26 protein-coding genes and 1 pseudogene are annotated in these 25899 nt (G+C 70.6%); 15 read left to right on the forward strand and 12 right to left on the reverse strand.

Annotated elements, in window-relative coordinates; all coding sequences use genetic code 11:
* Window positions 1-18: 18 nt before the first annotated feature.
* Window positions 19-1251, forward strand: coding sequence for a cytochrome P450 (locus tag CSW64_RS04885; protein WP_099621049.1), 1233 nt, complete (start codon window positions 19-21; stop codon window positions 1249-1251).
* Window positions 1252-1411: 160 nt separating this feature from the next.
* Here CSW64_RS04885 and CSW64_RS04890 read toward each other — a convergent pair whose 3' ends face one another.
* On the reverse strand, window positions 1412-2029 hold the full coding sequence (locus CSW64_RS04890) for an SOS response-associated peptidase (protein WP_099621050.1): 618 nt from the start codon (window positions 2027-2029) through the stop codon (window positions 1412-1414).
* Between the two features lie 104 nt (window positions 2030-2133).
* Between CSW64_RS04890 and CSW64_RS04895 the strand changes: the two genes are divergently transcribed.
* Window positions 2134-3717: a DUF389 domain-containing protein gene (locus tag CSW64_RS04895; RefSeq protein ID WP_099621051.1), complete on the forward strand. Its 1584-nt coding sequence runs from the start codon at window positions 2134-2136 to the stop codon at window positions 3715-3717.
* 24 nt (window positions 3718-3741) lie between these two features.
* Here the strand turns inward: CSW64_RS04895 and CSW64_RS04900 are convergent, their stop codons facing one another.
* Window positions 3742-4173 carry a hypothetical protein gene (locus CSW64_RS04900; RefSeq protein WP_150131334.1) on the reverse strand — a complete coding sequence of 144 codons (432 nt, stop codon included), beginning with the start codon at window positions 4171-4173 and terminating at the stop codon, window positions 3742-3744.
* Window positions 4174-4361: 188 nt separating this feature from the next.
* Window positions 4362-5372, reverse strand: a complete 1011-nt coding sequence (gene cobS, locus CSW64_RS04905; RefSeq protein WP_099621053.1) for a cobaltochelatase subunit CobS — start codon at window positions 5370-5372, stop codon at window positions 4362-4364.
* Between the two features lie 62 nt (window positions 5373-5434).
* Here cobS and CSW64_RS04910 point away from each other — a divergent pair, with 62 nt between their 5' ends.
* Window positions 5435-6151 carry a phosphatase PAP2 family protein gene (locus CSW64_RS04910; RefSeq protein ID WP_099621054.1) on the forward strand — a complete coding sequence of 239 codons (717 nt, stop codon included), beginning with the start codon at window positions 5435-5437 and terminating at the stop codon, window positions 6149-6151.
* A gap of 89 nt (window positions 6152-6240) precedes the next feature.
* Here CSW64_RS04910 and CSW64_RS04915 read toward each other — a convergent pair whose 3' ends face one another.
* A complete protein-coding gene (locus tag CSW64_RS04915) occupies window positions 6241-6897 on the reverse strand; it encodes a J domain-containing protein (RefSeq protein ID WP_099621055.1) in 657 nt (218 codons plus the stop codon).
* 52 nt (window positions 6898-6949) lie between these two features.
* Here CSW64_RS04915 and CSW64_RS04920 point away from each other — a divergent pair, with 52 nt between their 5' ends.
* Entirely contained in the window at window positions 6950-7222 is a 273-nt protein-coding gene (locus CSW64_RS04920) for a BolA family protein (protein ID WP_099621056.1), read from the forward strand.
* A gap of 122 nt (window positions 7223-7344) precedes the next feature.
* Here the strand turns inward: CSW64_RS04920 and CSW64_RS04925 are convergent, their stop codons facing one another.
* The 4 genes from CSW64_RS04925 to CSW64_RS04940 all read right to left on the reverse strand — a co-directional run bounded on the left by CSW64_RS04925 (window position 7345) and on the right by CSW64_RS04940 (window position 11036).
* Window positions 7345-7719 (reverse strand): response regulator, encoded by a 375-nt coding sequence (locus CSW64_RS04925; RefSeq protein WP_216361233.1) that lies wholly within the window; start codon window positions 7717-7719, stop codon window positions 7345-7347.
* Between the two features lie 4 nt (window positions 7720-7723).
* Window positions 7724-9253, reverse strand: a complete 1530-nt coding sequence (locus tag CSW64_RS04930) for an HWE histidine kinase domain-containing protein (protein ID WP_245863833.1) — start codon at window positions 9251-9253, stop codon at window positions 7724-7726.
* Window positions 9254-9369: 116 nt separating this feature from the next.
* Window positions 9370-10491 (reverse strand): 3-dehydroquinate synthase, encoded by a 1122-nt coding sequence (gene aroB / locus CSW64_RS04935; RefSeq protein WP_099621058.1) that lies wholly within the window; start codon window positions 10489-10491, stop codon window positions 9370-9372.
* Complete coding sequence (locus CSW64_RS04940) at window positions 10488-11036, reverse strand: shikimate kinase (protein WP_099621059.1); 549 nt, start codon at window positions 11034-11036, stop codon at window positions 10488-10490. Before CSW64_RS04940 ends, aroB begins: the two co-directional genes overlap by 4 nt.
* Window positions 11037-11157: 121 nt before the next feature.
* Between CSW64_RS04940 and CSW64_RS04945 the strand changes: the two genes are divergently transcribed.
* From CSW64_RS04945 to egtD, 8 genes are all read left to right on the forward strand, one after another.
* Complete coding sequence (locus CSW64_RS04945; RefSeq protein WP_099621060.1) at window positions 11158-12336, forward strand: serine hydrolase domain-containing protein; 1179 nt, start codon at window positions 11158-11160, stop codon at window positions 12334-12336.
* A gap of 47 nt (window positions 12337-12383) precedes the next feature.
* A complete protein-coding gene (locus CSW64_RS04950) occupies window positions 12384-13556 on the forward strand; it encodes a hypothetical protein (protein ID WP_099621061.1) in 1173 nt (390 codons plus the stop codon).
* On the forward strand, window positions 13553-14461 hold the full coding sequence (locus CSW64_RS04955; protein ID WP_099621062.1) for a site-specific tyrosine recombinase XerD: 909 nt from the start codon (window positions 13553-13555) through the stop codon (window positions 14459-14461). Before CSW64_RS04950 ends, CSW64_RS04955 begins: the two co-directional genes overlap by 4 nt.
* 92 nt (window positions 14462-14553) lie before the next feature.
* On the forward strand, window positions 14554-14775 hold the full coding sequence (locus tag CSW64_RS04960; RefSeq protein WP_099621063.1) for an alkylphosphonate utilization protein: 222 nt from the start codon (window positions 14554-14556) through the stop codon (window positions 14773-14775).
* An 8-nt stretch (window positions 14776-14783) separates the two neighbouring features.
* Window positions 14784-15833, forward strand: a complete 1050-nt coding sequence (locus tag CSW64_RS04965; RefSeq protein WP_099621064.1) for a mechanosensitive ion channel family protein — start codon at window positions 14784-14786, stop codon at window positions 15831-15833.
* Window positions 15834-15894: 61 nt separating this feature from the next.
* Window positions 15895-16944 carry an HpcH/HpaI aldolase/citrate lyase family protein gene (locus tag CSW64_RS04970; protein WP_099621065.1) on the forward strand — a complete coding sequence of 350 codons (1050 nt, stop codon included), beginning with the start codon at window positions 15895-15897 and terminating at the stop codon, window positions 16942-16944.
* Between the two features lie 139 nt (window positions 16945-17083).
* Complete coding sequence (gene egtB / locus CSW64_RS22270) at window positions 17084-18331, forward strand: ergothioneine biosynthesis protein EgtB (RefSeq protein WP_099621066.1); 1248 nt, start codon at window positions 17084-17086, stop codon at window positions 18329-18331.
* Window positions 18331-19284: an L-histidine N(alpha)-methyltransferase gene (gene egtD / locus CSW64_RS22275; protein ID WP_099621067.1), complete on the forward strand. Its 954-nt coding sequence runs from the start codon at window positions 18331-18333 to the stop codon at window positions 19282-19284. Before egtB ends, egtD begins: the two co-directional genes overlap by 1 nt.
* Before the next feature lie 172 nt (window positions 19285-19456).
* Here egtD and CSW64_RS04985 read toward each other — a convergent pair whose 3' ends face one another.
* Window positions 19457-20827 (reverse strand): cytochrome P450, encoded by a 1371-nt coding sequence (locus tag CSW64_RS04985; protein WP_099621068.1) that lies wholly within the window; start codon window positions 20825-20827, stop codon window positions 19457-19459.
* Between the two features lie 107 nt (window positions 20828-20934).
* Here CSW64_RS04985 and CSW64_RS04990 point away from each other — a divergent pair, with 107 nt between their 5' ends.
* Together CSW64_RS04990 and CSW64_RS22385 are read left to right on the forward strand one after the other, a co-directional pair.
* The gene (locus CSW64_RS04990; protein ID WP_099621069.1) at window positions 20935-21741 is read left to right on the forward strand and encodes an acyl-CoA thioesterase; all 807 of its coding nucleotides are present in this window, start codon (window positions 20935-20937) and stop codon (window positions 21739-21741) included.
* A gap of 15 nt (window positions 21742-21756) precedes the next feature.
* Window positions 21757-21894: pseudogene (locus tag CSW64_RS22385) on the forward strand (DUF7668 domain-containing protein); the annotation flags it as partial.
* A gap of 49 nt (window positions 21895-21943) precedes the next feature.
* On the opposite strand, the gene CSW64_RS04995 reads toward CSW64_RS22385, so the two are convergent.
* From CSW64_RS04995 to CSW64_RS05005, 3 genes are all read right to left on the reverse strand, one after another.
* On the reverse strand, window positions 21944-22501 hold the full coding sequence (locus tag CSW64_RS04995; protein ID WP_099621070.1) for a sugar O-acetyltransferase: 558 nt from the start codon (window positions 22499-22501) through the stop codon (window positions 21944-21946).
* Window positions 22502-22649: 148 nt separating this feature from the next.
* The gene (locus CSW64_RS05000) at window positions 22650-23435 is read right to left on the reverse strand and encodes an SDR family NAD(P)-dependent oxidoreductase (protein ID WP_099621071.1); all 786 of its coding nucleotides are present in this window, start codon (window positions 23433-23435) and stop codon (window positions 22650-22652) included.
* Window positions 23436-23497: 62 nt separating this feature from the next.
* On the reverse strand, window positions 23498-24739 hold the full coding sequence (locus CSW64_RS05005) for a dipeptidase (protein ID WP_216361234.1): 1242 nt from the start codon (window positions 24737-24739) through the stop codon (window positions 23498-23500).
* Between the two features lie 189 nt (window positions 24740-24928).
* Here CSW64_RS05005 and CSW64_RS05010 point away from each other — a divergent pair, with 189 nt between their 5' ends.
* Window positions 24929-25891, forward strand: a complete 963-nt coding sequence (locus CSW64_RS05010) for an acetyl-CoA carboxylase carboxyltransferase subunit alpha (protein ID WP_099621073.1) — start codon at window positions 24929-24931, stop codon at window positions 25889-25891.
* Window positions 25892-25899 lie beyond the last annotated feature (8 nt).

The raw sequence follows: 25899 nt of genomic DNA on the forward strand, positions 1-25899 counted from the left end.
GCGACATGGGAGGAACTGATGACGGAAGCTCCGCTGCCGACGATCCTGCAGTTGACCGCCATGGACCCGACCTATCGGGACGATCCCGGTTCGGTCCTGAAGGATTTGCGCGAACGCTGCCCGGTCCATCGCGACCAGACCTTCGGCAGCTTCCTGCTGAGCCGCTACGAGGACGTCCGCGGGGTGGTCACCGACCTGTCGATGTGGCGCGACCCGCTGAACGCCGAGGCGGGCGCGGCCTTCGACCGAGCCCTGCTGAACTACGATCCGAACCTGCCGCGCACCAGCACCACCAGCATCCTGCACCTGGATGATCCGGACCACGCCCGCGTCCGCACCCCGCTGGCCAAGGCCTTCTACGCCCGGGTCGCCCGCTTCCGGCCCGAGGTCGAGCGGATCGTCGACGACTACATGGACCGTCTCGCCGGACGTTCGACCTTCGACCTGATGACCGAGTTCTGCGTGCCGGTGCCGGTCGACGCTATCGCCTCGATCCTCGGCGTCGAGCACGACCGGCTGGACGAATTCCGCGAGTGGTCCGAGGGCGTGATCCTGGGCCTCAACCCGTTCCGCAACGCCGCCGAGACGGCGCAGATGGAGGCGGCCGGCGAGAAGCTGCACGCCTATTTCACCGCCGCCATCGAGGATCGCCGGGTCACCCGGCGCGACGACCTGATCAGCGACATGGTCCAGCTCCAGGCCGAGGGGACCCCGCTCAGCGACGACGAGCTGCGCATCAATCTCCAGGCCCTGCTGGTCGGCGGCAACCTGACCACCACCGACCTCATCGGCAACGGCGTACGGCAGTTCCTGCTCAACCCGGGCGAACTGGCCAAGCTGAGGGCCGACCCCAAGCTGGCCGCGTCCGCCGTCGAGGAGGTGCTGCGCTACGAGGGGCCCGTGGACATCACCGGCCGCATCGCCTCGCAGGACCTGGAGCTCAGCGGCTGCCCGGTGAAGCCGCATCAGTCGATGACCGCCTTCCTGCGCGCCGCCAACCGCGACCCTGAGGTGTTCGAGGCGCCGGATACGTTCGACATCAGCCGCAAGCGCAAGCCGCATGTCTCGTTCGGCGGCGGGGCCCACATCTGCATCGGCGCGCCGCTGGCCCGGCTCGAGGCGCAGGTCGCCTTCACCCGCCTGTTCGACCGCTTCCCGACCCTGCGCCTGGCCGATCCGGACGCCCCGGCCCACTGGCGGACCCTGCCGTTCTTCCGCGGCCTGGAGACGCTGCCGTTGGCGGTGTCATAGAGATCCTCCCCCCCTGGGGGAGGGCGACCACGCCGCAGGCGTGGTGGAGGGGGCCCAAGGCGCCAACGACCAGCCGGCCTCCGCTCATTCCAACGCGTTGGGCCCTCTCCACCATGCTGCGCATGGTCCCCCTCTCCCGGTGGGAGAGGATCAAGGCGCCTCAGAACAGCGACCCTTGCTCCGCCGCCGGCTTCTTCGCCGCCTCGCGCGGCGCCTCCGCGACCTGCCACGTGCCCGCCGACGATGAGACCAGCACCGGCTCGGCATCACCGCCGCTCAGCCAGTCCGACCAGGCGCAGCGCTCGACCACCACCGGCTGGCGATCGTGGATCGGGGCGATGTCCGGCCCGGGCGACGTCGTCAGCAGGGTGAAGCGCCGGTCGTCCTCCGCCCCGGCCATGAAGCCCGCAAAGCAGAACCAGTCGCCGTCGGTCCGCGTGAACCGCCAGCGGGTCTTGGGCGTCCTGTCGCCGGTGAACTCGAAGAAGGACGAGGCCGGGACCAGGCAGCGTCCGTTCGGAAAACCGCGCCCCTCGGAGCGGAAGTTGATCACCGGCGGCCGCTTCGGCTGCTGGGCGACCAGGCCCCACTTCAGCCGCTGCAACGCGAACCCGCCCTCGACCGCGGCGATGACCGGCGCCAGGTCGGTCGGCCGGATGTCGTCGTTGGGCGCCAGGTTGGGAACCCCGCCATGGAAGCCGTTCCAGTGGTCGATATGGTCCTGGAAGGCGTCGTGCAGGTCGGCAGCCGTGACGTGTAGGGCGTAGTTGTTGCACATGCCCAAGGCCTACCCCCGTCGACAGGGTGCGGGAAGGGGTCGCCTTGCCTGTCGCGGACGCAGGCTCCACACATGGGCCGATTGTTGCGATATCCGAGGTCCCCATGGCGCAGGCGTCTTCCCGCTCCTGGTTCGAGGCGCTGATGGTTCGGGCGCGGCGGCAGGTCCGCTTGGCGCTCGCCTCCCCGGCGCGGCTGTTCGACGATGACGACCGCCGCCAGGTGGCCGACGAGATCCATGACGGCGGGCGGCTGACGAACGCCTACGGCTTCATGCTGTTCAGCGCCTGCGGCATCGCGGCGCTCGGCCTGCTGCAGTCCTCGGTGGCGGTGATCATCGGGGCGATGCTGATCTCGCCCCTGATGGGGCCGATCCTGGCCATGGGCCTGGCCATGGCCCAGCTGGAGCCCCGCGCCTTCAAGAGCGCGGCGATCACCCTGGCGATCGGGGCGGCCCTGTCGATCCTGGCCTCGGTCTGTATCGTGCTGATCTCGCCGCTGAAGAACGTCACGCCGGAGATCCTGGCCCGCACCCAGCCGACCTTGCTGGATCTGATCGTGGCGCTGCTGTCGGGCTTCGTCGGCGCCTACCTGACCATCAACCGCAAGGGCGGGGCGATCGCCGGCGTCGCCATCGCCACGGCGCTGATGCCGCCGCTGGCGGTGGTCGGTTTCGGGATCGCCACCCTGTCGCCCGCGATCGCCGGAGGGGCGTTGCTGCTGTTCATGACCAACGTCGTGGCCATCCTGGGCGCGGTCTTCGCGGTGGCGCGGCGCTATGGCTACAGGCCGGTGGCCCGCACCGGCGCGGCCTGGGAGACGCCCGCCCTGATCGGGGCGATGGTGCTGCTCTGCGTGCCGCTGGCGCTGTCGCTCCGCAGCATCGTCACCGAGACCCGAGAGACGGTCCGCGCCCGCACGGCGATCGAGCAGGCCTTCGCCGGCCAGTCGCCGCATATCAGCGGTCTGGTGGTGGAGACGGGCCGCGGCGGCGCCACCGCCATCGAATGCGTCGTGGTCACGCGCCGCTATGTCCCGGAGGCCGCCGACCTCGTCCGCCGCCAGCTGTCGCCGGACGCCCAGGTGACTATCGAGCAGGTGGTGGCGGCCGCGCCCTCCGCCGTGGCGCCGGCCGCAGCGGTCGCCGCGCGGCCCGCCGCGGCCCAGGTCACGCCCCTGAACGCCGAGCAGCGTTTGCGCGCCATGCTCACGCCGTCCGGACAGGTCGTGGCCGTCGAGACGCGCGACGACGCCCTGGTGGTGAACTATGTCCTGCCCGCGCCGGCGCGCCTGGCCGACTACCGCGCCGTCGAGGCGGCCGCCCAGCGCTTCACGCCGGAGACGGCGGTGCGCATCCTGCCGCCGCCGCAGGCCCTGCCGCCGGTGACGTTCGGATCGGGCGGGGCGGCGATCGGCGACGACCAGCGGGCGACCCTCGACCTGATCGCCTGGGCGCTGCAGCGCTGGGGCGTGGGAACGGTTTCGGTCGAGGGGCTGGCGTCGCCAGGCCTGCGCGGCCCCCGCCCCGCCGACCGCGCGATGGCGCGGAAGCGCGGGGATACGGTCGCCGAAGCCCTGCGCGAGCGCGGAATCACCGTCGCCGAGGTGGTCGGGACCGTGCCGGAGAGCCGACCCGACGACGAGGCCGCCTGGCAGGCCGCCCGGGTGACGCCCCGCGAGGCGCGATAGGCGACGGGGGCGCCGGGCGTCGTATCAGGCGCCTGGCGAGTCGGCGGCCGCCGGCTCGCATCCGAAGTCCGTCCTGACGCCCATGCCCTTCATCACGGCCTTCAGGGCTTCGGGATCGAAGTCGAGCGCGGTGTTTCCCGCGACGCCGGGCGGCTCGGGGCGGCCGTAGATACAGGCGCAGCAGAAGCAGATCGCGATCTCGCCGATCTGGCGGCCGGCCTTGTCGTAGTAGCGCAGGAAATGATGCGGCAGGCAGCAGCCCACCATCACCGGAGCGCCGTTCCAGGTCGCCAGCGAGATCTTGCTTTCGATGGCCTCGCGCTCTGCAGGCGTCAGGGCGCGGCCTTCGCTGAAGCCCTGCTTGTCCGTCCTGAGCGGTTGCGGTTCAAATGTCCGGGTGAACAGCTTGACCGTCGCGGCCTCGGCGTAGGGCCGCATGGGTTTGCGTCGGATCACCTCGAGGGGCCGGGTATCTTCGATCGCCGCCCCAGCGCCTGCATCCGAAGCCGATGGGCCCGTGCAAGAGGCCAGGACCATCATCATCGCCAGTCCGGCGATGCGCCACCCGTTCCGCATGCGAGCCCCCGCGACGCTGTTGCGACGCGAGGAGTTTGGGTCGAGGCCGTGGACGGCGCAAGCGCCCCCTACGCCACCTTCACCCGGGCGGCGCTTTCCGGCAGGTCTTCGCCGAAGGCGCGCTGGTAGAACTCGGCGACCGTGGGGCGTTCGAGTTCGTCGCACTTGTTCAGGAAGGTCAGGCGGAAGGCCAGGGCCAGGTCGCCGCCGAAGATCTCGGCGTTCTGGGCCCAGGTGATCACGGTCCGCGGGCTCATGACGGTCGAGATGTCGCCGTTCATGAAGGCGTTGCGGGTCATGTCGGCCACCCGGACCATGGCCGCCAGCGTACGGCGGCCCTCGGCGGTCGCGTAGGCCGGGTTCTTGGCCAGCACGATCTCGGCCTCGGCGTCATGGTCGAGGTAGTTCAGGGTGGTGACGATGGACCAGCGGTCCATCTGCGCCTGATTGATCTGCTGGGTGCCGTGGTACAGGCCGGTGGTGTCGCCCAGGCCGATCGTGTTGGTGGTCGAGAACAGGCGGAAATAGGGGTTGGCCCGGATCACGCGGTTCTGGTCGAGCAGGGTCAGCTTGCTGCCCGATTCCAGCACGCGCTGGATCACGAACATCACGTCGGGGCGGCCCGCGTCGTACTCGTCGAACACCAGCGCCATCGGGCGCTGCAGGCACCAGGGCAGGATGCCTTCACGGAATTCGGTGATCTGCTTGCCGTCCTTCAGGACGATGGCGTCCTTGCCGACCAGGTCGATCCGCGAGACGTGGCTGTCGAGGTTCACCCGCACCATTGGCCAGTTCAGCCGGGCGCAGACCTGCTCGATGTGGGTCGACTTGCCGGTGCCGTGGTAGCCCTGGATCATCACCCGGCGGTCGAAGGCCAGGCCGGCGACGATGGCCAGCGTGGTCTGCGGGTCGAAGCGGTAGGATTCGTCGATGTCCGGGACGTGGCTGTCCTTGGCGCTGAAGAACGGCACCTTCATGTCGGAATCGATGCCGAACGCCTCGCGCACGGTGATCTGCTTGTCGGGGACAAGCGACAGCAAGGGATCGGACGGGGCGGCGGTGTCGGAAAAGTCAGCCATGATGAGGAAACCGATTACCGCCTAAACGGCGTTCAGCAAACATGCGTTCAACGGAAAATCGGATGAAAATGTCGGCGTGGGCGGCGGGCGGCCGTTGGCTGGCGCTCGCCAGGCGCGAGGTGGGGCTGATCGCGGCGCTGCTGGGGCTCGCCCTCGCTACGCTGGCCTTTCTGGAAATCGCCGACGATGTCGCCGAGGGCGACGCCCATGCGATCGACCGGGCCATGTTGATGAGCCTGCGCGTGGCGGGCGATCCGGAGCGGCCGATCGGCCCGTCCTGGCTGCTGACCGCGGCGACGGACGTGACGGCCCTGGGGTCGGTGACGGTGCTGGCGATGGTGGTGCTGTTCGTCGCCGGCCTGTTCGCGGCGGTGCGTCGCTGGCGCGAGGCGGCGGTGATGGTGCTGGCCGCCGGCGGCGGCGTCGCGCTGAGCCAGGGTCTCAAGGCGCTGTTCGGCCGAGACCGGCCCGACGAGGCGCTGCGGCTGGTCGAGGCGGTGAACGCCAGCTTCCCGAGCGGCCACGCCATGCTGTCGGCGGTGGTCTATCTGACCCTCGGGGCGCTGGTCGCTCGGTTTGTCCGCCGCCGCCGGGTGAAGGCGGTTGTCATGGCCGGAGCGGTCGGGGTCGCGCTGCTGGTCGGGGCTAGCCGGGTCTACCTGGGCGTCCACTGGCCGTCGGACGTCCTGGCCGGCTGGTGCCTGGGCGCGGCCTGGGCTCTGGGGTGGTGGCTGGCGGTCCAGGCGCTGGACCGGCGCTGGCCGGCGGGGGAGGGGTGATGGGACATGCTCCCGCAGGGTGCGTGTCCCCTTGTCGGCGTATGGGGGCAGGGACACGCACCGCTGCGCGGAGCATGTCCCCGGCTGAGCTAAGCCAGTCCCGACTTTTTCAGCGTCTTCCAGGCCTTCAGCACGCGCTGCAGCTTGTGCACCGCCCCGCTGTCGCCGCCGTTGGTGTCGGGATGGCACTTCTTGACCAGCTCGGTGTAGCGCACGCGGATCTCGGCCTTCTCCGCCGTCTCCGGCAGGTCCAGGTCGGCCAGGGCGTTGCGCTCCAGCTTGCCCAGCGTGCGGCCGTCGGCGCGGATGGGCGCCGCCGCCGCGCCCGACTGTCCGGTCGTCGCGAAGCCGAACAGGCTGAACGGGTCGTTCCAGCCCTCCGGTCCCTTGTTGCGGGCCGCCGACTCGCGCGAGCGGTTGGAGGCCTTGAAGCTCCAGGTCGGGCGTTCGCCGGTGGCGCGGGCGGCCTGGGCGGCGGCGATCGCCTCGTCGGTCATGCCGGCGAAGAAGTTCCAGCTCTTGTTGTACTCGGCCGCATGCTGCTGGCAGAACCAGTAGAACTGGCCGGGCAGGTCGCGCGACTTCGGCGCGCGGGCGGTGGCGACCGACATGCAGTCGGCGTGGTCGCAGCGCCGCTCGCCCGGCTTCAGGCGCGTGACGTCCTCCGCCGCCGCCTCCTCCTCGGGTTTGGGAGGGCGGACGCGGATGTCCACGAACTTCGGACGGTATTGAAAGGCGCCGGCCATGCCCCGAAGTATGCGGTCACACCCCGCGCTTTCAAGAATTGACCTTTGCAAAATGGCCACCATATCCAAGACGATCCACGACAAACTGACCCAGGCCTTCGCTCCGACCCGTCTCGAGGTGGTCGATGATTCCGCGCGCCACGAGGGGCACGCCGGTCATCGAGAGGGCGGCGAGAGCCATTTCAACGTGCTGATCGAGTCGCCCGCCTTCGTGGGCGTGCCGCGCGTGATGCGCCAGCGGAAGGTCTATGCGGCGCTGTCCGAAGAGCTGTCAGGCCCGGTCCATGCCCTGTCGCTGAAGGCCCTCGCGCCGGGCGAAGGCTAAGGATCAATCGACGGTCACGCTCAATGGGCCCCCATAACCGTATGTCCCCGCCTTCGCGAGGACCATCGGATAGAAACGGATAGCCCAGTCTACCGGGCCGCCAGGTTGAATGCCGATCTGCTCTAGGCCGCGTCGCGGTCGAACAGGCCGCTCAGCGTCCGCTCCAGGTCGGCCTGCCGGAACGGCTTCTGCAGCACCGGTGCGTCCTGGTGTTCCTCGGACAGGCCGGCCTGCCCGTAACCGCTGGCGAAGGCGTAGGGCACGCCCCGCGCCTTCAGGGCGTCGGCGACGGGAAACACGGCCTGGCCGGCGACATTCACGTCCAGCAGCGCCGCGTCGATGTCCGCCGAGTTGGCCAGATCCAGGGCCCGGTCGAAGTCCGGGGCGGGGCCCACCACCGCGCATCCGAAGTCCGCCAGCATGTCCTCGACCAGCATCGAGACCAACATCTCGTCTTCCACGACCAGGACCCTCAGGCCCGTCAGGCTCTGACCCACAGGTTCACCCCTCTCGATCCAGCGCCGCCAATGGAAGACGCATGGCGCATGTCAAACCCGGCGGGGCGTAGTCCAGTTCCACGCGTCCCCCCAATTCGGCCGACAAACCGCGTTGCAGGAGCCGGGATCCGAAGCCGCGCCGCGTCGGAACTTCGACGGGCGGGCCGCCTTCCTCGCGCCAGTTCAGCCACAGGTCGTCGTCGTCCGCCCCCCAGTCCACCGTGATCCTCCCCGACGGCGAAGACAGGGCGCCATACTTGACCGCATTGGTGGCCAACTCGTGAAAGGCCATGCCGAACGCCACCGCCGCCTTCGGCGACAGATGCACGTCGGGGCCGTCCATGCGGATGCGCTCGCCGCCGTCGAAAGCCTCGAGCTCGGCCAGCAGCACGTCCTGCAGTCCCGCGCTCTCCCAGTTCTCGCGGGTGAGGAGGTTGTGGGTCTGCGACAGGGCCAGCAGGCGCGCTTCGAAGGCTTCGCGGAAGCGGCGCGGCGACGAGGTGGTGCGCAGGGTCTGGAAGGCGATCGACTGCACGGCGGCCAGGGTGTTCTTCACCCGGTGATTCAGCTCGTTGAGCAGCAGTTTCTGGCGCTCGTCGGCGCGACGCCGCTCCGTGATGTCGAGCGAGATGCCCGCCATACGCCGCGCTTCGTCGTTTTCCTGGAGCCGGTCGGTGCGTCCCCGCGAATGCACCCAGCGCTCCTCGCCGGACGGGTAGACGACGCGGTACTCTATTTCGTAGGGCGAGCCGTCGCGGACAGCCGTCTCGATGGCGGCGCGCATGCGATCCCGGTCGGACGGATGCACCGCCGCGATCAGGTCCTGGTAGCCGAAGGCCTCGTCCGGCCGGCGGCCGTAGTTGGCCTTGCAGAGGTCGGAAGCCTCGTAGGTCAGGGTCTCGACGTCCAGTTTCCAGAAGCCCATCCGGCCGGCGTCGAGCGCGAACGACAGATCCTCGCCGAGGGTGGCCTCGGTCGCGCGGCGAGCCTCGGCGGCGGCCAGGGCCGCCTCGTGCGCCTTGACCGCCTCCAGCGCCGCCGCGGCCTGACCCGCCAGACCGATCAGCAGGCGCTCGTGCGCCTCGACGAAGCGGCCGGCGTCGGGGTGGCCGAACAGCAGGCCGCCCAGGGCCTGGCCGGATCGTGATTTCACGGGGACCGACAGGAAGCTCCGCACCGGCAAGTGCCCCTCCGGCATGCCGCGGTAGGGCGCATTGTGGCCGTAGCGGGCGTCACGGGTGATGTCGTCGGAGCGGACGACGCCCTCGCCGCGGAAGGTCGGCGCGAAGATCTGCGTGTTGCGCGGCATCGGGAAGCGTTCGAACGCCGCCTTCGGCGCCCCAGACAGGCTGTACAGCATGAGCCCTTCGCCGCCTGGATTGACCACCGTGTAGAAGAAGGCCCCGTAGTCGGCGCCGGTCAGCTCGACCCCGCCATCGACGACGGTCTGGACCACGGCGGCGACGTCACGGCCGGAGCCGATGGCCTCGCCCACGCGGATCAGGATGTCCGTGCGGCGGATTTCTTCGGCCAAGGCGGAGCGGAGCCTCTCGGCGTCCTCGTCCGGCCGTGTCGTCAAATCTGGTCGAACTGGTTCTTCCACGCAGCGTCACCCCCCAAAAGTCCGCCGGCTCGCGTGAAACGTGCAGCCTAGGACGAAGTTCCGTGCGCGCCTTCAGAGACCAGGAAGCGCCGCAACGGTTCGGGGTCGACGTCCTTCGCGACGAAGGCGTCGCCGACGGCGCGGGCCAGGATGAAGGTCAGTCGCCCGCCTTCGGCCTTCTTGTCCTGGCCCATATGGGCGATCAGGCGCTCGACGCTCATGTCTCGGACCGGCAGGTCGGCGATCCGGGTCGGCAGGCGCACCGCGCGCAGGGCCCGCTCGACACGCTCGGCGTCCTCGGCCGGGCACAGGCCCAGGGCGGCCGAGAAGCGGAAGGCCATGGCGCAGCCGGCGGCGACTGCCTCGCCGTGCTTGAGCGCGTCGCCGAAGCCGGTCTCGGCCTCCAGGGCGTGGCCGAAGGTGTGGCCGAGGTTCAGCAGGGCGCGGCGGCCCTGCTCCTTCTCGTCCTCGGCGACGATCTCGGCCTTCATCTCGACGGACCGCGAGACGGCGTGGGTCAGGGCCTCGACCTCGCGCTCCAGCACGGCCGGGCCGTGCTGCTCAAGCCAGGCGAAGAACGCAGCGTCGCCCAGCATCCCGTACTTGATCACCTCGGCGTAGCCGCAGGCCATTTCGCGGGCCGGCAGGGTGGCCAGAACGTCCAGGTCGGCCAGGACCAGCCGCGGCTGATGGAAGGCGCCGATCAGGTTCTTGCCGCGCGGGGTATCGATGGCGGTCTTGCCGCCGACCGAGCTGTCGACCTGGGCCAGCAGGCTGGTCGGGACCTGCACGAAGTCGATGCCGCGCTTGTAGATCGCCGCGGCGAAGCCGGCCAGATCGCCGACCACGCCGCCGCCGAAGGCCACGATCAGGTCGCCGCGGTCCAGCTCCAGCTCCAGCAACTGGTCCGACAGGGAGGCCAGGCCTTCGAAGCTCTTGCTCTCCTCGCCCGCCGGCACGGTGATGACGTCGACCGAGACGCCGGCCTTCTCCAGCGACACCGCCAGGCGTTCGCCGTGATGCTCGCCGACGTTGCTGTCGGTGACGACGGCGGTCCGGCGGCTCTTGAGCAGGGGCGCGATCCGCTCGCCGGCCCGGTCGATCAGTCCCGGTCCGACCACGACGTCATAGGCGCGCGCGCCCAGGCCCACAGGGAGGGTTCGGCTCACGACTCGGCTCCGATCAGGTGGCGGTTCAGGGCTTCGAGCACGGCGTCGACGGCCTCGAAATGCGGCGTGTCCCCGGTCAGGACGACGATGTCGGCCTGTTCGTAGTGCGGATAACGCGCCTCGGCCTGGGCCTTGAGGACCTCCAGCGGATCCTTGCCGCGCAGCAGGGGGCGGGTGTCCTTGCGGCCCACGCGGCGCGCCAGCAGCTCCAGATCGGCCTTCAGCCAGACCGAGATCGCCCGTTCCCTGATCAGGGCGCGGGTCTCGTCGTTGACGAAGGCGCCGCCGCCGGTGGCCAGCACGTGCGGGCCTTCGTCCAGCAACCGCGCGATCACCTTGCGCTCGCCCTCGCGGAACACCGGCTCGCCGTAGGCGGCGAAGATGTCGGCGATCGACTGGCCGGCGGCGTTCTCCACCTCGGTGTCGGCGTCGCGGAAGGGCATGTCCAGCGCCAGCGCCAGGCGGCGGCCGATGCTGCTCTTGCCGACGCCCATCAGGCCGACGAGGGCGATGGTCTTGGCGCGGAGGCGGGGGTCCGGGGTCATGTCGCGGTTCCGCTTACACGACGCGGGGCCGTGGGGCCAAGCGTTCACGAGGTTTCCGTCACGGCCGGTTGGATATGGGCGCGCAAGGGCATAGGTACGGGCGTTCCCCCCGGAGACCGCGATGTCCGCCGACCAGGCATCCATCGGCGCCGATCCCGCCGCCGCGTCCCTCGCCAACTGGCGATCCTCGCCCTGGAGCCGCTGGGCCTTCCGCAACATCCCGCGGATCCTGCCCGTCGGCGAAATCGCGGCCGGCGCGCCGCGGGCGCTGGTCGAGACGCCGTCGGCGTTCGAGGGTTTCCGCCTGGACCGGCCGGACGGGACGACGCTCGATCTGGAAGGCTTCCTGACGGCGACGGCGACGGACGGGATGGTCGTCCTGCGCGACGGTCGGATTCTGTTCGAGATCTATCGCAACGGTCTCGACCCCGAGACGCCGCACATCGTCATGTCGGCGACCAAGTCATTGAGCGGCCTGGTCGCCGGCGCCCTGGCCGGCGCCGGGCGGCTGGATGTCGAGGCCCCGGTTTCCGACTATGTGCCGGAGGTCGCCTTCAGCGGCTGGCAGGACGCGACGGTCCGCGATCTGCTCGACATGCGCACCGGCGTGATCCTGGATCCGGAAGGGCAGCGCGCCTATCAGGCCGCCGCCAACTGGGATCCCTACGCGCCCGACGAGGCCGGCGCGAACCTGCACGACTTCCTCACCACCCTGCCGCCCGCCGCCGGGCCGCACGGCGGGCCGTTCCGCTACACCTCGCCGAACACCGACCTGCTCGGCTGGGTGATGGAGCGGGCCGGCGGCCGCCCGTTCGTCGAACTGGCTTCCGATCTGCTGTGGAGGCCCGCGGGCGCCGAGCGCTCGGCGTTGATCACGCTCGACCGGGCCGGCGCGCCGCGCTGCACGGGCGGGCTTTGCGCCACGGTGCGTGACTTCGCTCGCGTCGGATGGCTGGTGGTCGACGGCGGCGTCCGGGACGGAGCCCAGGTCTTTCCGGCCGGCTGGATCGAGGACCTGCTGACCGCCGGCGACCGCCAGGCCTGGGCGGACGGCGAGTGGGGCGAGGCGTTCCGACATGTCAGCCGAGAGATGAGCTATCGCGCCGGTTGGTACGTCACCCACGACCGGCCGGGCAGCATGTTCGCCATGGGCATCCACGGGCAGAACCTGTTCGTCGACCGCGAGAGTCGCGTGGTCGTCGCCAAGGTCTCCTCGCAGAACAGCCCGATCGACGCCAAAGCCATCGCCCTGGCCCACGCCGCCCTTCCCTTGCTGCGTGATCTGGCGCTTCGGGCCTGAGGCGAGAAGCCTCCCGCTGGACGGGACAGTGGTGCTAGGTTTCGACCATGCGCTCGTTCGTGCTCTCCGCCGCGCTCGCGGCTCTGATCGTCCCGCCCGCCGCCGCCCAGGTGGACGTCCAGCCCCTGGCGGCTCCGGACTACTTCTCGCTCGGCCTGTCGGACACGGGACTCGGCGCCGACCTGTGGCGCGGGACCTCGGCCGACGTCGCCAAGGCGGTCCTGCCGAAACTGGCCGCCAAGCAGTTGACCCCGGCGGCCGCCAGGCTGGCGCGGCAGGTGCTGGCGACGGCCGCCATCGGACCCGGCGAGGCCGGCCGTGATCCGGCGCTGGCCGCGGCGCGGGCCGACGCGCTCCTCGACCTCGGCCGTCCGTACGCCGCCTGGGCCGCGCTGGAACGGGCGCAGGGCCTGTCGAGCAACCCCGCCCTGTCGCAGGCCGCCGCCGAGGCGGCCCTGTTCAACGGCCAGGACGACGCCGCCTGCCGCACGGCCGAGCAGCTCGCGACCGGACGCGGCGAGTCCTACTGGCTGCGGCTGCGCGCCTACTGCCAAGCCCGCGCCGGCCAGGGCGACGCCGCCGAGCTGACCCTGACGCTGGCCAACGACGCGACGACGTCCCGCCTGACCCGGGCCGTGATCGCCGGCGAGGGCGGCGGCGAGGCCTCGTTGCGCGACGGGATCGACTATTCGCTGTCGAGGCGGCTGGGCCTGGACCTGACCGCCGTGACCAAGGGCGCTTCGTCCGCGGCGCTGGCGGCTGTCGAGTCGCCGGGAGCAGACAGGGCCGACGCGCCGATCGAGGGTTCGCGTCTGGCCGCGCGGCTGGCCGCTCAGCAAGGCCGCGAGGCCGAGGTCGACGCCCTGTTCGTCCAGGCGGCGGCCGCCGAGGCGAAGGCCCGCGGACGCTATCAATCGGCGCTGCTGATCGCCGCCGCGCTGGGCGCGCCGTTCACCGAGAGCCAGCGAGGGACCTTCGCCGGCTTCGATGTGCCGGCCGGGACGGTGGCGGCCAACCGGCTCGCGGCCCTGGACCTGGCCGCCGCCGCTGGGCTGAAGGGCGAGACGGCGCTGTTGGCGCTCGACATCGCCGCCGACGCCGGGGCCAAGATCCGGCCCGCGGACACGGCGCGGGTCGTCGCGGCCCTGCACCGCGCGGGTCTGGGCGAGGCGGCCGTCGCCTTCGCCGACGAGGCCCTGACCACGCTGCAGGTCCAATGAGCGAGGGCTGGGTCGAGGCCTTCCTGGAAATGATGGCCGTCGAACGCGCGGCGGCCCGCAACACGATCACCGCCTACGGCAAGGATCTGGCCGACGCCTCGGCCTATCTGAAGGCTCGCGGGCGGGACCTGGGCACGGCCGCGGCCGAGGACGTCGAGGCCTATTTCGCCAACCTCGGCGCCATCGGACTGTCGCCGGCCACGGCCGCCCGTCGAAGGGCCGCCGTACGCCAGTTCTATCGTTTCGTGCTGGGCGAGGGCTGGCGGCAGGACGATCCGTCGCGCCGCGTCGAGGCGCCGCGCAAGGGCCGGCCGTTGCCCAAGGTGCTGTCGCGCGAGGAGGTCGAGCGCCTGATCGCCGCCGCCTCGGCCAAGGACGGCGGTCAGGGTCTGCGTCTCGCCTGCCTGATCGAGCTGACCTACGCCTCCGGCATGCGGGTGTCGGAGGTCATGGGGCTGCCGCTGTCGGCCCTGGCGCGGGATCCCGCCTATCTGATCGTCAAGGGCAAGGGCGGCAAGGAGCGGCTGGCGCCCCTGAACGACGCGGCCCGCGCGGCGACCAAGGCCTGGCTGGAGGTCCGCAAGACGTTCCGGCCCAAGGGGGACGCCGCCAATCCCTGGCTGTTCCCCTCGCGCGGCAAGGGAGGGAAGCTCACTCCTCGCCGGTTCTCCCAGCTGCTGGAAGAGGCGGCGATGGCGGCCGGCATCGACCGCGAGAAGGTCAGCCCGCACGTTCTGCGCCACGCTTTCGCGACCCATCTGCTGGAGGGCGGCGCCGACCTGCGCGTCGTCCAGACCCTGCTCGGCCATGCCGACATCGCCACGACCCAGATCTATACCCACGTCGCGGGCGACCGCCTCGCCGAGGTGGTGAAGACCAAGCATCCGCTGGCGCGAAAGAGGTAGCGGGCCGCCCCGCCGCCGCCGCCGACCCTTGCGTTCGAAGGCCAAAAAGCGTCTTGCAGGAACCTGCCTGGCCTCGAGGAGCGACAACGACCGTGTCTGAAGAAACCCGCGACAGCAACGGCGCCGTCCTCAACGACGGCGACAGCGTGACCCTGATCAAGGATCTGAAGGTCAAGGGTTCCGGCGGGGTGACGCTGAAACGCGGCACGATGGTCCGCAAGATCCGCCTGACCGGCGATCCCGCCGAGATCGAGGCCAACGTCGACAAGGTGAAGGGTCTCGTCCTCAGGACCGAGTTCGTGAAGAAGGCGTAGGGGCGGCCATGCGGCAGGAAATCGTCCAGCTCGAACAGCTCGAGAAGACGGTGCTGTTCAAGATCGGTGCGACGCCGATCACCGCCGGCCCGCTGGTCACCGCCCTGATCACGGTGGCGGTCGCCTTCATCGTGGCCCGCATCGTCGGGGAGGTGCTCAAGCGCATCCGGGACCGCGCCAAGCGCGGGACGGCGGCGCTCTACATCGTCGAGAAGCTGTCGACCTACGGCCTGATCGTGCTGGGCCTGTTCGCGGGGGTGTCGGCTCTGGGCGTCGACCTCTCGTCGCTGGCCATCTTCGGTGGCGCTCTGGGCGTCGGCGTCGGTCTGGGTCTGCAGGGGGTGGTGAAGGAATTCGTTTCCGGCCTGGTGCTGATCTTTGACGAGGAGCTGCGCGTCGGGGACTACATCGAACTGGAGGCCGGCCAGCGCGGCGTGGTCCACGAGATCGGCGCCCGGGCGACCCGGATCCGGAACAACGACAGCGTCGATATCCTGATCCCCAACAGCCAGCTGATCCAGGGCACGGTCACCAACTGGACCCTGCGCGGGCACACCCGGCGCATCCATGTGCCGTTCCGCGCGGCCTACGGCGTCGACAAGGAGACGGTCCGCGACGCCGTGCTGGAGGCGGCCCGGGCGGTGCCCTTCACCCTGCCCGACAGCCCCACCTACCGCACCCAGGTCTGGCTGGTCGGCTTCGGCGAGAGCAGCCTGAACTTCGAGCTGGTCGTCTGGCCGCGGCTGGAGGCCGTGAAACGCCCGAACGCCATGCAGGCGGCCTACACCTGGGCGATCGACGACGCGCTGCGCAAGGCTGGGATCGAGGTGCCGACGCCGCAGCACGACCTCCACATCCGCTCGGTCTTCGGGGAGCAGGGCGACGACGCCCGGCGCGCGCTGCGCCTGGAGCCGCCGACGGGGAGCGCCTCGAAGGGGCGTCGCGCCAAGGCGTCCAGCAACGATGCGGCGGAGGAGGCCCTGCGGCCGTCCGCGCCCGAGGACGACGAGACGGAACCGCCCGCCGACGGGGGGCGTCGGCGTAAGCCGTCGGCTTGACGCGTCACCGACCGCGCCGCATTGCTTCTCGCAACTGCGAGAAGACGGGACGGGAGACGCCATGAAGACGCCGCGCGGATTTTTCAAACCCCTGGCCATCGGCGCGCCTGAACCGCTGCGCGAGCCGCCGGCCCGCGTCGAGCGCATGATCCACTTCGTGCCGCCGCACCTGGAGAAGGTCCGCGCCAAGGTCCCGGAGATCGCCCGCGACGTGGATGTGATCCTGGGAAACCTTGAGGACGCCATCCCCGCTGACGCCAAGGAGGCCGCCCGCGCCGGCTTCATCGAGATGGCCAACGCGACCGACTTCGCGGCGATGGGCGTGGGCCTCTGGACCCGGGTGAACTGCCTGAACTCGCCCTGGCATCTGGACGACGTGACCCAGATCGTCGCGGGCGTCGGCGACCGCCTGGATGTGATGATGATCCCCAAGGTCGAGGGACCCTGGGACATCCACTACATCGACCAGCTGCTGGCCCTGTTGGAGGCCAGGCACGGCCTGAAGAAGCCGATCCTGCTGCACGCCATCCTGGAGACCGCCGAGGGCGTGAACAACGTCGAGGCCATCGCCGCGGCCAGCCCGCGGATGCAGGGCATCAGCCTGGGACCGGCCGACCTGGCCGCCAGCCGCCGGATGAAGACCACCCGTGTCGGCGGCGGGCATCCCTTCTACAAGGTCGTCGAGGATCCCCGCGCCGACGGGGGCCCGCGCGTCGGCGCCCAGCAGGACATCTGGCACTACACCTTCGCCAAGATGGTCGACGCCTGCGCCGCGGCCGGGATCAACGCCTTCTACGGTCCGTTCGGCGACATCGCCGACCTGGAGGCCTGCGAGCAGCAGTTCCGCAACGCCTTCCTGCTGGGCTGCGTCGGCGCCTGGAGCCTGCATCCGAACCAGATCGCCATCGCCAAGCAGGTGTTCAGCCCCGATCCGGGCGAGGTGGCTTTCGCCAAGCGCATCCTGGAGGCCATGCCCGACGGCGCCGGGGTGGTGATGCTCGACGGCAAGATGCAGGACGACGCCACCTGGAAACAGGCCAAGGTGATGGTCGACAGCGCTCGCCAGATCGCCGCCAAGGATCCGGAATACGCGGCCCTGTACGGCTTCTGACCCCGCCGGAACGGCTGCTGACAAAGGATGTCACCAGCCGTTCCGCAAGGTCTCATTTCCGCAAGACGCCGTTCTGCCGGAGCCCTATCGTCCCGATCCGCGTTGATCGTTTCGGATCGCAACGGGCGAGGGCGTGCCTATGGCCTTGGATATCGGCGACCGGGAGAGGTGGATCACGGCGATCGCCGCTGTCCGCGGCCGCACCCTGGCGCTCGCCGCGCCGCTGTCGGCGGAGGACCTGCAGGCCCAGGCCATGCCGGACGCCAGTCCCGGCAAATGGCATCTGGCGCACACCACCTGGTTCTTCGACGAGTTCCTGCTCGGCCCGGCCGGCATGGCGCCGGCGCGCCCGGCCTCGGCCGGCTTTCTGTTCAACAGCTACTACGAGGCCGTCGGCGCCCGGCAGCCGCGCCCCGAACGCGGCCTGATCACCCGTCCGGCCCTGAGCGAGGTCACGGCCTGGCGTCGCCGCGTCGACGCGGGGCTGGAACGCTACGTGCGTGAGGCCGACGCCGTCGCCTTCGCCGCCGCCGCGCCGCTGATCGAGCTCGGCCTGGCGCACGAGGAGCAGCATCAGGAGCTGTTCCTCATGGACATCCTGGCCCTGCTGGCCCGCCATCCGGACGGTCCGGCCTATCGCGCCGACCTGAAGAGCGCCGCCGGCCCCAAGGCCCGCGCCGCCGGCTGGATCGAGCACGGCGGCGGCCTGATGGAGATCGGCGCCGTCGCCGATGGAGCCTTCGCCTTCGACAACGAGGGACCGCGCCACAAGGTCTGGCTGGAGCCCTTCGCCCTGGCCGACCGGCTGGTCACCAACGGCGAGTGGGCCGCCTTCATGGAGGACGGCGGCTATCGCGATCCGGCCCTCTGGCTGTCCGAAGGCTGGGAGACGGTGCGGACCCAGGGGTGGGACGCGCCGGAATACTGGCGCGAGGAGGGCGTGTCGGTGACGCTGGCGGGCCGCGAGGCGGTCGATCCCGACGCGCCCGTCCAGCACGTCAGCTTCTACGAAGCCGACGCCTTCGCCCGCTGGGCGGGCGCCCGCCTGCCGACCGAGGCGGAGTGGGAGACCCTCGCCGCCGATCGCCCCGCGACCGGCAACTTCATGGACGCCGACGTCCTGCGGCCGCGTCCGTCCGGCGCGGGGGACCAGCTGTTCGGCGATCTCTGGGAATGGACCGCCAGCGCCTACGGACCCTATCCGGGCTTCCGGCCGGCCCAGGGCGCGCTCGGCGAGTACAACGGCAAGTTCATGGCCAGGCAGTTCGTCCTGCGCGGCGGCTGCTGCGCCACGCCGCCCGGCCACGCGCGCGCCGCCTATCGCAACTTCTACCACCCACATCAGCGCTGGATGTTCTCCGGCCTGCGCCTGGCCAAGGACATCTGATGAACAAGTCGGTTCCCCTCGGCGCGGATCTGTCGCGCGCCCTGTTCGCCGCCGACCTGGTCGAGGGCCTGTCGGCCGCGCCCAAAGCCACTCCGCCCAAGTGGTTCTACGACGCCGAGGGCTCGCGCCTGTTCGGCGAGATCACCCGCCTGCCCGAGTACTACCCGACCCGCACCGAGACGGCTCTGCTGCGACGGATCGGGCCGGAGATCGCCCGGGCCGTCGGCCCCGACCGGTCGGTGGTCGAGTTCGGGTCGGGCTCGGCGGACAAGGCGGCGCTGCTGCTGGCGGCGTTGAACCGCCCCGCTGGCTATGTCTGCGTCGAGATCGACCCCGGCGCCGCCCGCGCCACGGCGGCGGAGGTGGCGCGGCGCTTCCCCGGCCTGCCCACGCGCGGCGTGGCCGGCGACTTCACCAATCTCAAGGCTCAGCCGGCGGCGGCCCACGCCACCCATCGGCTGGGCTTCTTCCCCGGCTCGACGATCGGCAACTTCGATCCGCCGGAGGCGGCGACGCTGCTGTCAGACATGCGCGAGCATCTGGGGCGCGGCGCGCAGCTGCTGCTCGGCGTCGACCTGGTCAAGGACGCCGCGACGCTCGAAGCGGCCTACGACGACGCCGCCGGGGTGACGGCGGCCTTCAACCTGAACCTGCTGGTCCGCGCCAACCGCGAGCTGGGCGCGGGTTTCGACCTGGACGCCTTCGCGCACGAGGCGCGCTGGAACGCCGAGGCGTCGCGGATCGAGATGCACCTGCGGGCGCTGCAGCCGACTTCGGCGACCATCGACGGCGAGAGCTTCCGGTTCGCGCCTGGCGAGACGATCCACACCGAGAGTTCCTACAAGTACACGCCGGAAGGCGTCGCCGCCCTGGCCGAACGCGGCGGCTGGCGGACGAAGCAGCTGTGGACCGACCCGAAGGGCTGGTTCGCCCTGGCGCTGTTGGGAGCCTAGCCCCTGGATGCTCCCCTTTTTGGGGGAGCTGTCGGCGAAGCCGACGGAGGGGGTCATGGGCAGTCGGTGCGGGATCTCCGGAGATGCATATCAGGCTGCCGTCCCAGCAACCCCCTCCGTCTCGCCTACGGCGAGCCACCTCCCCCAAAGGGGAGGATCCTCCATTGGAGCGTCAGGCGATCCTCTCCAGCGTGAAGAGCGGCTCGTGGTCCGGGGCCGTCGTCACGCCGCCGACCGGCAGGATGGGGCGGGCGGCGTCCAGCGACAGCTCGAACCGCGCCAGCAGCGTCGCCAGCACGATCGAGGCCTCGGCCATGGCGAAGCTGGCGCCGATGCAGATCCGCGGCCCGGCCGAGAACGGCAGGAAGGCCGGCTCGCTGACCCAGGGCTGGCCCTTGCCGGCGAAGCGGTCGGGCATGAAGGCGGTCGGATGCTCCCAGAAGGCCCGGTGGCGATGGATCACCCAGGGGCTGATCCAGAGCAGCGTCCCGTCGCCGATCTCGTGCTCGCCGATGGTGTCTGGCCCCAGTGCGCGGCGCAGCATCACCGGCACCGGCGGATAGAGCCGCAGCGTCTCGCACAGCGCCTGCTTCAGCCGCGGCCAGTGCTGCAGATCCTCCAGCGAGGCGACCTTTTCCGGGGGAAAGGCGGTGACTTCCTGGCGCAGGCGGGCCTGTTCCGTCGGGTCGAGAGTGAGCAGGTAGCTGCACCAGAACAGCAGCCGCGAGGTGGTCTCGAACCCGGCCAGCAGCATGGTCGCGCACTGGTCGCGGATCTCGACGTCCGACAGCGGCGCGCCGGTCTCCGGATCGCGGACGGCCAGCAGCAGGTCGAGCAGATCGCCGTGCGTCGCCCCCGCCGGCGCGGCCTTGCGAGCGGCGATGATCGAGTCGACCGCCTTGAACCAGTGACGCCGGAAGGTGCGCCGCCGCGCCAGGGCGAAGCCGAAGTCGTCCTCGGCGCGCGCGAAGCCGTCGAACAGGTTGGGGCGGCCCGGCCCGGCCAGGTAGTCGCGGACGATGGCGGCCAGGCCGGTGCGGCTCTCGTCGACCGGCAGTGAGAACAGGGCGCGCAGCACCGCGTCGAGCGCGGCCTGGTGGAAGGCCTCCGACAGGTCGACCCGGGGGGTCTTCTCCAGTCGCCGGACCATGGCCTCCGACGCGGCCTGGAAATGGGGCAGCAGCAGCCCGACGCTGGCCGGGGTGAAGGCGGGGGCCAGCATCCGACGCTGACGCTTCCACTCCGGCCCCTCGGCCAGCAGCACGCCTTCGCCGGCCAGCGGCCGCACGGGCCTGACCATGGCGGGCGGCTTGACGTAGTTGTGCAGGTTGGCGTGGAGCACGTGCCGGACCCACTTGGGATCGTTGACCAGCAGGCTGTCGATGCCGAACACGTTCCGCCGGCCGAGCAGGGCGTCGAAGCTGCTCTCGGCCCAGTTGCCAAGCGAGTTCTTGGCTGTCGACAGCACCAGACGCCAGATCGGCAGCTCCTGGCGGTGAACGTAGGGCGCGGGCGGGACGATCGGGCGGGCGAGGGCGTCCATGACGGGTTCCGAAGGGCCGGTTTCCGTCGCGGACGCTAGCAAACGCTGCAACGCGATGCAGGGAAATTCGCGTCGACAGGGCGCTTGGTTCGCATCATGAGGACGCCATGTCCTCGCCCTTCTTCGACCTGCGCGGGTCGCACAACCCGCATCGCTGGCACATGCCGCTGACCCCCGCCGTCTGCGTCGGCCCGATGGATCGCCTGTTCATGTATGGCGGCATCGGCCTGGCCGCCTCGATCTCGGCGCTGGAGCAGACCTGCGGCCGGCCGGTGGTCTGGGCCACGGCGCAGTACCTGTCCTACGCCCGGCCGCCCTCGGTGGTGGACTTCGACGTCTGGATCTCCAACGCCGGCAAGTACACGACCCAGGCGCGGGTCAGCGCCCATGTCGGCGAGAACGAGGTCGTCACCGTCAACGCCGCCCTCGGCGCCCGACCGGATTCGCGCGACTACCAGTGGCCGAGGATGCCGGTGCTCCCGCCGCCCGAGGACTGCGACCCCGTGCTGCTCTGGCCGGACGAGGGCGACAACCTCAACCGCCGGATCGAGCGCCGCGCGCCCGACGGCCGCTACGACCTGAAGAACCGCACGGGCCAGGTCAGCGAGGACGGCCGCATGCAGATGTGGATGCGCACGGTCGAGGACGTCCCGGTCGACGCGGCCATGCTGGCGGTGTTCGCCGACTACGTCCCGTCCGGCTTCGGCCACGCCCTGGGCCTGCAGGCCGGCGGCAACAGCCTCGACAACACCCTGCGCGTCCTGAAGATCGTCCCGACCCGCTGGGTGCTGGCCGACATCTCGATCAGCGGCATCCACGCCGGCGTCGGCCACGGCTCGATGAACCTCTTCGCCGAGACCGGCGAGCTGATGGCCGTGGCCAGCCAGTCGGTGATCGTGCGGGTGCGGGAGTAGGGGGCGTCCGTCTACCGCTGGATGGACGGTCATTGGGCGATCCTGGTCGATCTGACGACCACCCGGGAGACCGTCGGCGATCTGACCGTCCATGCCAGTCTGTTCGATGACGAGAAGGGTCGCATTGAGGTTTGGTCCGTGCATGTGCCCTAGGGCGTAGGGCGAGCTTGCCCGCGGCTGTCGGCGATCGTCGCTATCGGGCCTACCCCTCGATGTCCCGGATCAGCCGCGCCGGATTGCCGCCGACCAGGGTGTTCGGCGGGACGTCTCGGGTGACCACGGATCCGGCCGAGATCACCGAGTTCTCGCCGATGGTCACGCCGCCGATGACGGTGACGCCCGCCGCGATCCAGACGTTCCGGCCGATCGTGATCGGCTTGCCGATCAGGTAGGCGCGGCGCTCCGACGGCGAGACCGGATGGGCGGAGGTGATCAGGCTGACGTTCGGCCCGATCATCACGTCATCGCCGATCCGGACCTCGGCCAGGTCGTAGATGGTGCAGTTCTGGTTGATGAACACCCGCTCGCCGACGCGGATGTTGCGGCCGGTGTCGGTGTAGAACGGCGGGATCAGGCGAAACCGCTCGTCCAGAGTCTGGCCGGTCAGCTCGCCGAACAGCGCCCGGACCTTGTCGGCGTCGGCATAGGTCAGGCGGTTGAGCACGGGCGTGAGGGCCATCGCCCGCTCGACGTCGGCGACGAAGGCGGCCGACTCCGGCGACCGGGTGGGGATGATCCTGATCCCGTCGCCGTTCGACATTCGCTCCACTCCACGGACCGCCACCGGCGATCAGGTCCTGAGTCGCCGAACGGGTCGACGGGGACATGCTCCCGTAGGGTGCGTGTCCCCGTGGTCGCGTGGAGGCAGGGGACACGCACCGGCTTCGCCGGAGCATGCCCCCGAGGGTCTAGGCCATCTTCCCCGGCACGACAGGATGGCTGCTGCTGAGGCCGCCGTCGACGGCGATGGCCTGGCCGTTGACGTAGCTGGCGTCGTCGGAGGCCAGGAACAGGGCCACGCGGGCGATCTCCTCCGGCACGGCGGCGCGGCGCAGCGGGTTCAGCTGACCAATCTTGTTCTCGGTGCCGCGCTCGCGGGCGCGGTCGAAGACCACCTGGGTCATGCCGGTCTCGGTCAGGCCCGGACAGACGGCGTTGATGCGCACCCCGGTGCCGGACAGCTGGTTGGCGCCGGTCTGGACGATGCTGATCACCGCCGCCTTGCTGGCGCTGTAGGGCATGCCGCCCGCGCCGGACCGGATGCCGGCGACGCTGGCGGTGCAGATGATCGAGCCCTTGCCGCGCGGGGCCATCACCTTGGCCGCCGCCTGCACGGCCAGGAAGACGCCGACGGTGTTGATGCGCAGCACCCGGTCCCAGTCCTCGACGGTCAGCTCGAACAGGCCCGGCAGCCCGCCCGACACGCCGGCGTTGGCGAACATCACGTCCAGCCCGCCGTTGGCCTCGGCCCGCGCGACCAGGGTGTCGACCAGGGGCGCGTCGGCGACGTCGCCGACATAGGCCTCGCCGGCGCCGCCGGCCGCCTTCACCAGCTCCAGCGTCTCGACGACCTTGTCGGACACGTCGGCCAGGACGACGAAGGCGCCGGCCTGGCTGAACAGCTGAGCGGCGGCGCGGCCGATGCCGCTGGCCGCGCCGGTGATGATGGCCGTGCGGCCTTCGAGAGACGCCATGGTCGGTCCTTCCCCTGCGTTATGAATTCAAACAATTGTTTCACACGCGGGGAGGCGGTTGGCTAGCCTCTCTTTGCGGCCTGGGCGGCCGCCAGGACGCGCAGGAAGTTGCCGCCCCAGATCTTGTCGATGTCGGCTTGCCTGTAACCGCGGGCGACCAGTTCGCGGGTGACCGCGCCGGCCTCGCTCTCGTCCTTGAAGCCCTTGATCCCGGCCCCGTGGTTGAAGTCGGTGCCGACGCCGACGTGGTCGACGCCGATCCGCTTGGCCACATAGTCGATATGGTCGACATAGGTCTTCACCGTCGCTTCCGGGTACAGCCCGCGATAGGCGGCGAAGAAGGCGGTCTTCTCGGTCTCGGGCAGGTTGTCGGCCCCCTGATAGGCGACGCCGTCGACGGGCAGGCCGTACTTGGCGCGCAGGGCGGCCAGCGCCTGGTCGTAGCCGGCCGGCTTCGGCAGCAGGTAGCTGGTGAAGGCGGTCACCTGGACCACCCCGCCGTTGGCCTTGATGGCGTCCAGCTCGGCGTCGGACAGGTTGCGCGGGCTGTCGACCAGGCCGCGCGCCGCCGAATGGGTGGCGGCCACCGGGGCTCGTGTGAGGGCCAGGGTCTGGGCCAGGCCGGCGGGCGTCAGCTGCGAGACGTCGACCAGCACGCCCAGGTCGTTCAGCCGCGTCACGGCCGCCTTGCCCAGCGGCGACAGGCCGCCATGCTCCTCGCCGGTTCCCTTGGCCGGGCGCGAGGAGTCGGCGAACGCGTTGTTGCCGGCATGGACCAGGCCCGCGACCCGTACGCCCTCGGCCGCCAGCCGGTTGAAGCCGTCGACGTCCTCGCCCAGCGAATAGGCGTTCAGGAAACCGATCAGGATCGCCACCTTGCCCTGGCCGACGATGCGGCGGACGTCGTCGGCGCTGCGGGCGATCTGGGCCTCGCCGCCGGTCTCCGCCGGGATGGCCTTGATGGCGGCCAGTTTGGCGTCGGCCTCGGCCTTGGCGGCGGCGTAGCCCTGCGGGGTGCGCGGGCCGGTCGACACGGCCACCGCATAGACCAGAGCGTCGACCTTGCCGGCCTTCAGCTTGTCGATGTCGGAATAGGTGCCGCCCCAGGCCGGATAGACCCGCTTGGGCGTCTCGGGCAGCAGCACGTCGACGTGGCTGTCCAGCACCAGCGCCCGGCGGTGGATCGCCTCGGCGTCGGCGGTCGCCGCCCGGGCCGGCGCGCTGGAGCCCAGCCAGAGCGTCGTCGTGACCGCCGCGCCCTGGGACAGGGCCATGCGGCGGGTGAGGGAAACGGAACCGGACATCTCGAACCTCCAGGGTCTTCGGATGTCTAATTCCTACTCAATTAGTAGAATTAAGCGCGGGAGTTTTTCTGGAGCAGCGGGTCAGCTCCTCTGAACACAGTTCCGCGCGCGGAAGCCGCCCCGCTTGTGCCCGCCTACGCCAGCCACTAGTTTCGCGACCTTTCAGGGGCGGCCCGCGTTAGGCGATTCATGGTTCAGCACTATCTCGAATTCGAACGGCCGATCGCCGAACTGGAAGGCAAGATCGAGGAGCTGTCCAAGCTCTCCGAAACCGCCGGGGCCGGATCGTTCGACAGCGAGATCGAGGCCCTGCGCGCGCGGGTCGACGACCTGCGCCGCGAAGCCTACGCCGGCCTGGACGCCTGGCAGAAGACCCAGGTGGCCCGCCACCCGCAGCGCCCGCACTTCGTCGACTACGTGGCCGGCCTGATCGACGAGTTCGTCGAATTGCACGGCGACCGCAAGTTCGCCGACGACCAGGCGATCATCGGCGGCCTGGGGCGTTTCCGCGGCCGACCGGTCGTGGTGATGGGCCACGAGAAGGGCCACGACACCACCACCCGCCTGAAGCACAACTTCGGCATGGCCCGGCCAGAGGGTTACCGCAAGGCGGTCCGCCTGATGGACATGGCGGAGCAGTTCAACCTGCCGGTCGTCAGCTTCGTGGACACGGCCGGCGCCTACCCCGGTCTCGGCGCCGAAGAGCGCGGCCAGGCCGAGGCCATCGCCCGCTCGACCGAGCGCTGCCTGACGCTGCGCACGCCGATGGTCGCGACCATCACCGGCGAAGGCGGCTCCGGCGGCGCCATCGCCCTGGCCGGCGCCAACAAGGTGCTGATCCTGGAGCACTCGATCTACTCGGTGATCTCGCCCGAGGGCGCGGCCTCGATCCTGTGGCGCGACGGCGCCCGGGCCAAGGACGCCGCCGAGCAGATGCACATCACCGCTCAGGACCTGATCAGGACCGGCGTGGTCGATCGCATCATCGGCGAGCCCGTCGGCGGCGCTCATTCGGACCGTGACGCGGCGATCCAGGCCGTGGGCGACGCCATCGAGCAGGAACTGGACGCCCTGACGCCGCTCGACGCTGACGCCCTGATCAAGCAGCGCGCCGACCGCTTCTACGCCATCGGCCGCCAGGGTCTGATGTAGTCGGCGGC

Origin of the sequence: Caulobacter mirabilis (assembly GCF_002749615.1) — a bacterium.
GTDB lineage: Bacteria > Pseudomonadota > Alphaproteobacteria > Caulobacterales > Caulobacteraceae > Caulobacter > Caulobacter mirabilis.

Coding starts and splice junctions, on each gene's coding strand:
- CSW64_RS04885 (WP_099621049.1), top strand. CDS start 19: ATGACGGAAGCTCCGCTGCCGACGATCCTGCAGTTGACCGCCATGGAC.
- CSW64_RS04890 (WP_099621050.1), bottom strand. CDS start 2,029: ATGTGCAACAACTACGCCCTACACGTCACGGCTGCCGACCTGCACGAC.
- CSW64_RS04895 (WP_099621051.1), top strand. CDS start 2,134: ATGGCGCAGGCGTCTTCCCGCTCCTGGTTCGAGGCGCTGATGGTTCGG.
- cobS (WP_099621053.1), bottom strand. CDS start 5,372: ATGGCTGACTTTTCCGACACCGCCGCCCCGTCCGATCCCTTGCTGTCG.
- CSW64_RS04910 (WP_099621054.1), top strand. CDS start 5,435: ATGAAAATGTCGGCGTGGGCGGCGGGCGGCCGTTGGCTGGCGCTCGCC.
- CSW64_RS04915 (WP_099621055.1), bottom strand. CDS start 6,897: ATGGCCGGCGCCTTTCAATACCGTCCGAAGTTCGTGGACATCCGCGTC.
- CSW64_RS04920 (WP_099621056.1), top strand. CDS start 6,950: ATGGCCACCATATCCAAGACGATCCACGACAAACTGACCCAGGCCTTC.
- CSW64_RS04940 (WP_099621059.1), bottom strand. CDS start 11,036: ATGACCCCGGACCCCCGCCTCCGCGCCAAGACCATCGCCCTCGTCGGC.
- CSW64_RS04945 (WP_099621060.1), top strand. CDS start 11,158: ATGTCCGCCGACCAGGCATCCATCGGCGCCGATCCCGCCGCCGCGTCC.
- CSW64_RS04950 (WP_099621061.1), top strand. CDS start 12,384: ATGCGCTCGTTCGTGCTCTCCGCCGCGCTCGCGGCTCTGATCGTCCCG.
- CSW64_RS04955 (WP_099621062.1), top strand. CDS start 13,553: ATGAGCGAGGGCTGGGTCGAGGCCTTCCTGGAAATGATGGCCGTCGAA.
- CSW64_RS04965 (WP_099621064.1), top strand. CDS start 14,784: ATGCGGCAGGAAATCGTCCAGCTCGAACAGCTCGAGAAGACGGTGCTG.
- CSW64_RS04970 (WP_099621065.1), top strand. CDS start 15,895: ATGAAGACGCCGCGCGGATTTTTCAAACCCCTGGCCATCGGCGCGCCT.
- egtB (WP_099621066.1), top strand. CDS start 17,084: ATGGCCTTGGATATCGGCGACCGGGAGAGGTGGATCACGGCGATCGCC.
- egtD (WP_099621067.1), top strand. CDS start 18,331: ATGAACAAGTCGGTTCCCCTCGGCGCGGATCTGTCGCGCGCCCTGTTC.
- CSW64_RS04985 (WP_099621068.1), bottom strand. CDS start 20,827: ATGGACGCCCTCGCCCGCCCGATCGTCCCGCCCGCGCCCTACGTTCAC.
- CSW64_RS04990 (WP_099621069.1), top strand. CDS start 20,935: ATGTCCTCGCCCTTCTTCGACCTGCGCGGGTCGCACAACCCGCATCGC.
- CSW64_RS04995 (WP_099621070.1), bottom strand. CDS start 22,501: ATGTCGAACGGCGACGGGATCAGGATCATCCCCACCCGGTCGCCGGAG.
- CSW64_RS05000 (WP_099621071.1), bottom strand. CDS start 23,435: ATGGCGTCTCTCGAAGGCCGCACGGCCATCATCACCGGCGCGGCCAGC.
- CSW64_RS05005 (WP_216361234.1), bottom strand. CDS start 24,739: ATGTCCGGTTCCGTTTCCCTCACCCGCCGCATGGCCCTGTCCCAGGGC.
- CSW64_RS05010 (WP_099621073.1), top strand. CDS start 24,929: ATGGTTCAGCACTATCTCGAATTCGAACGGCCGATCGCCGAACTGGAA.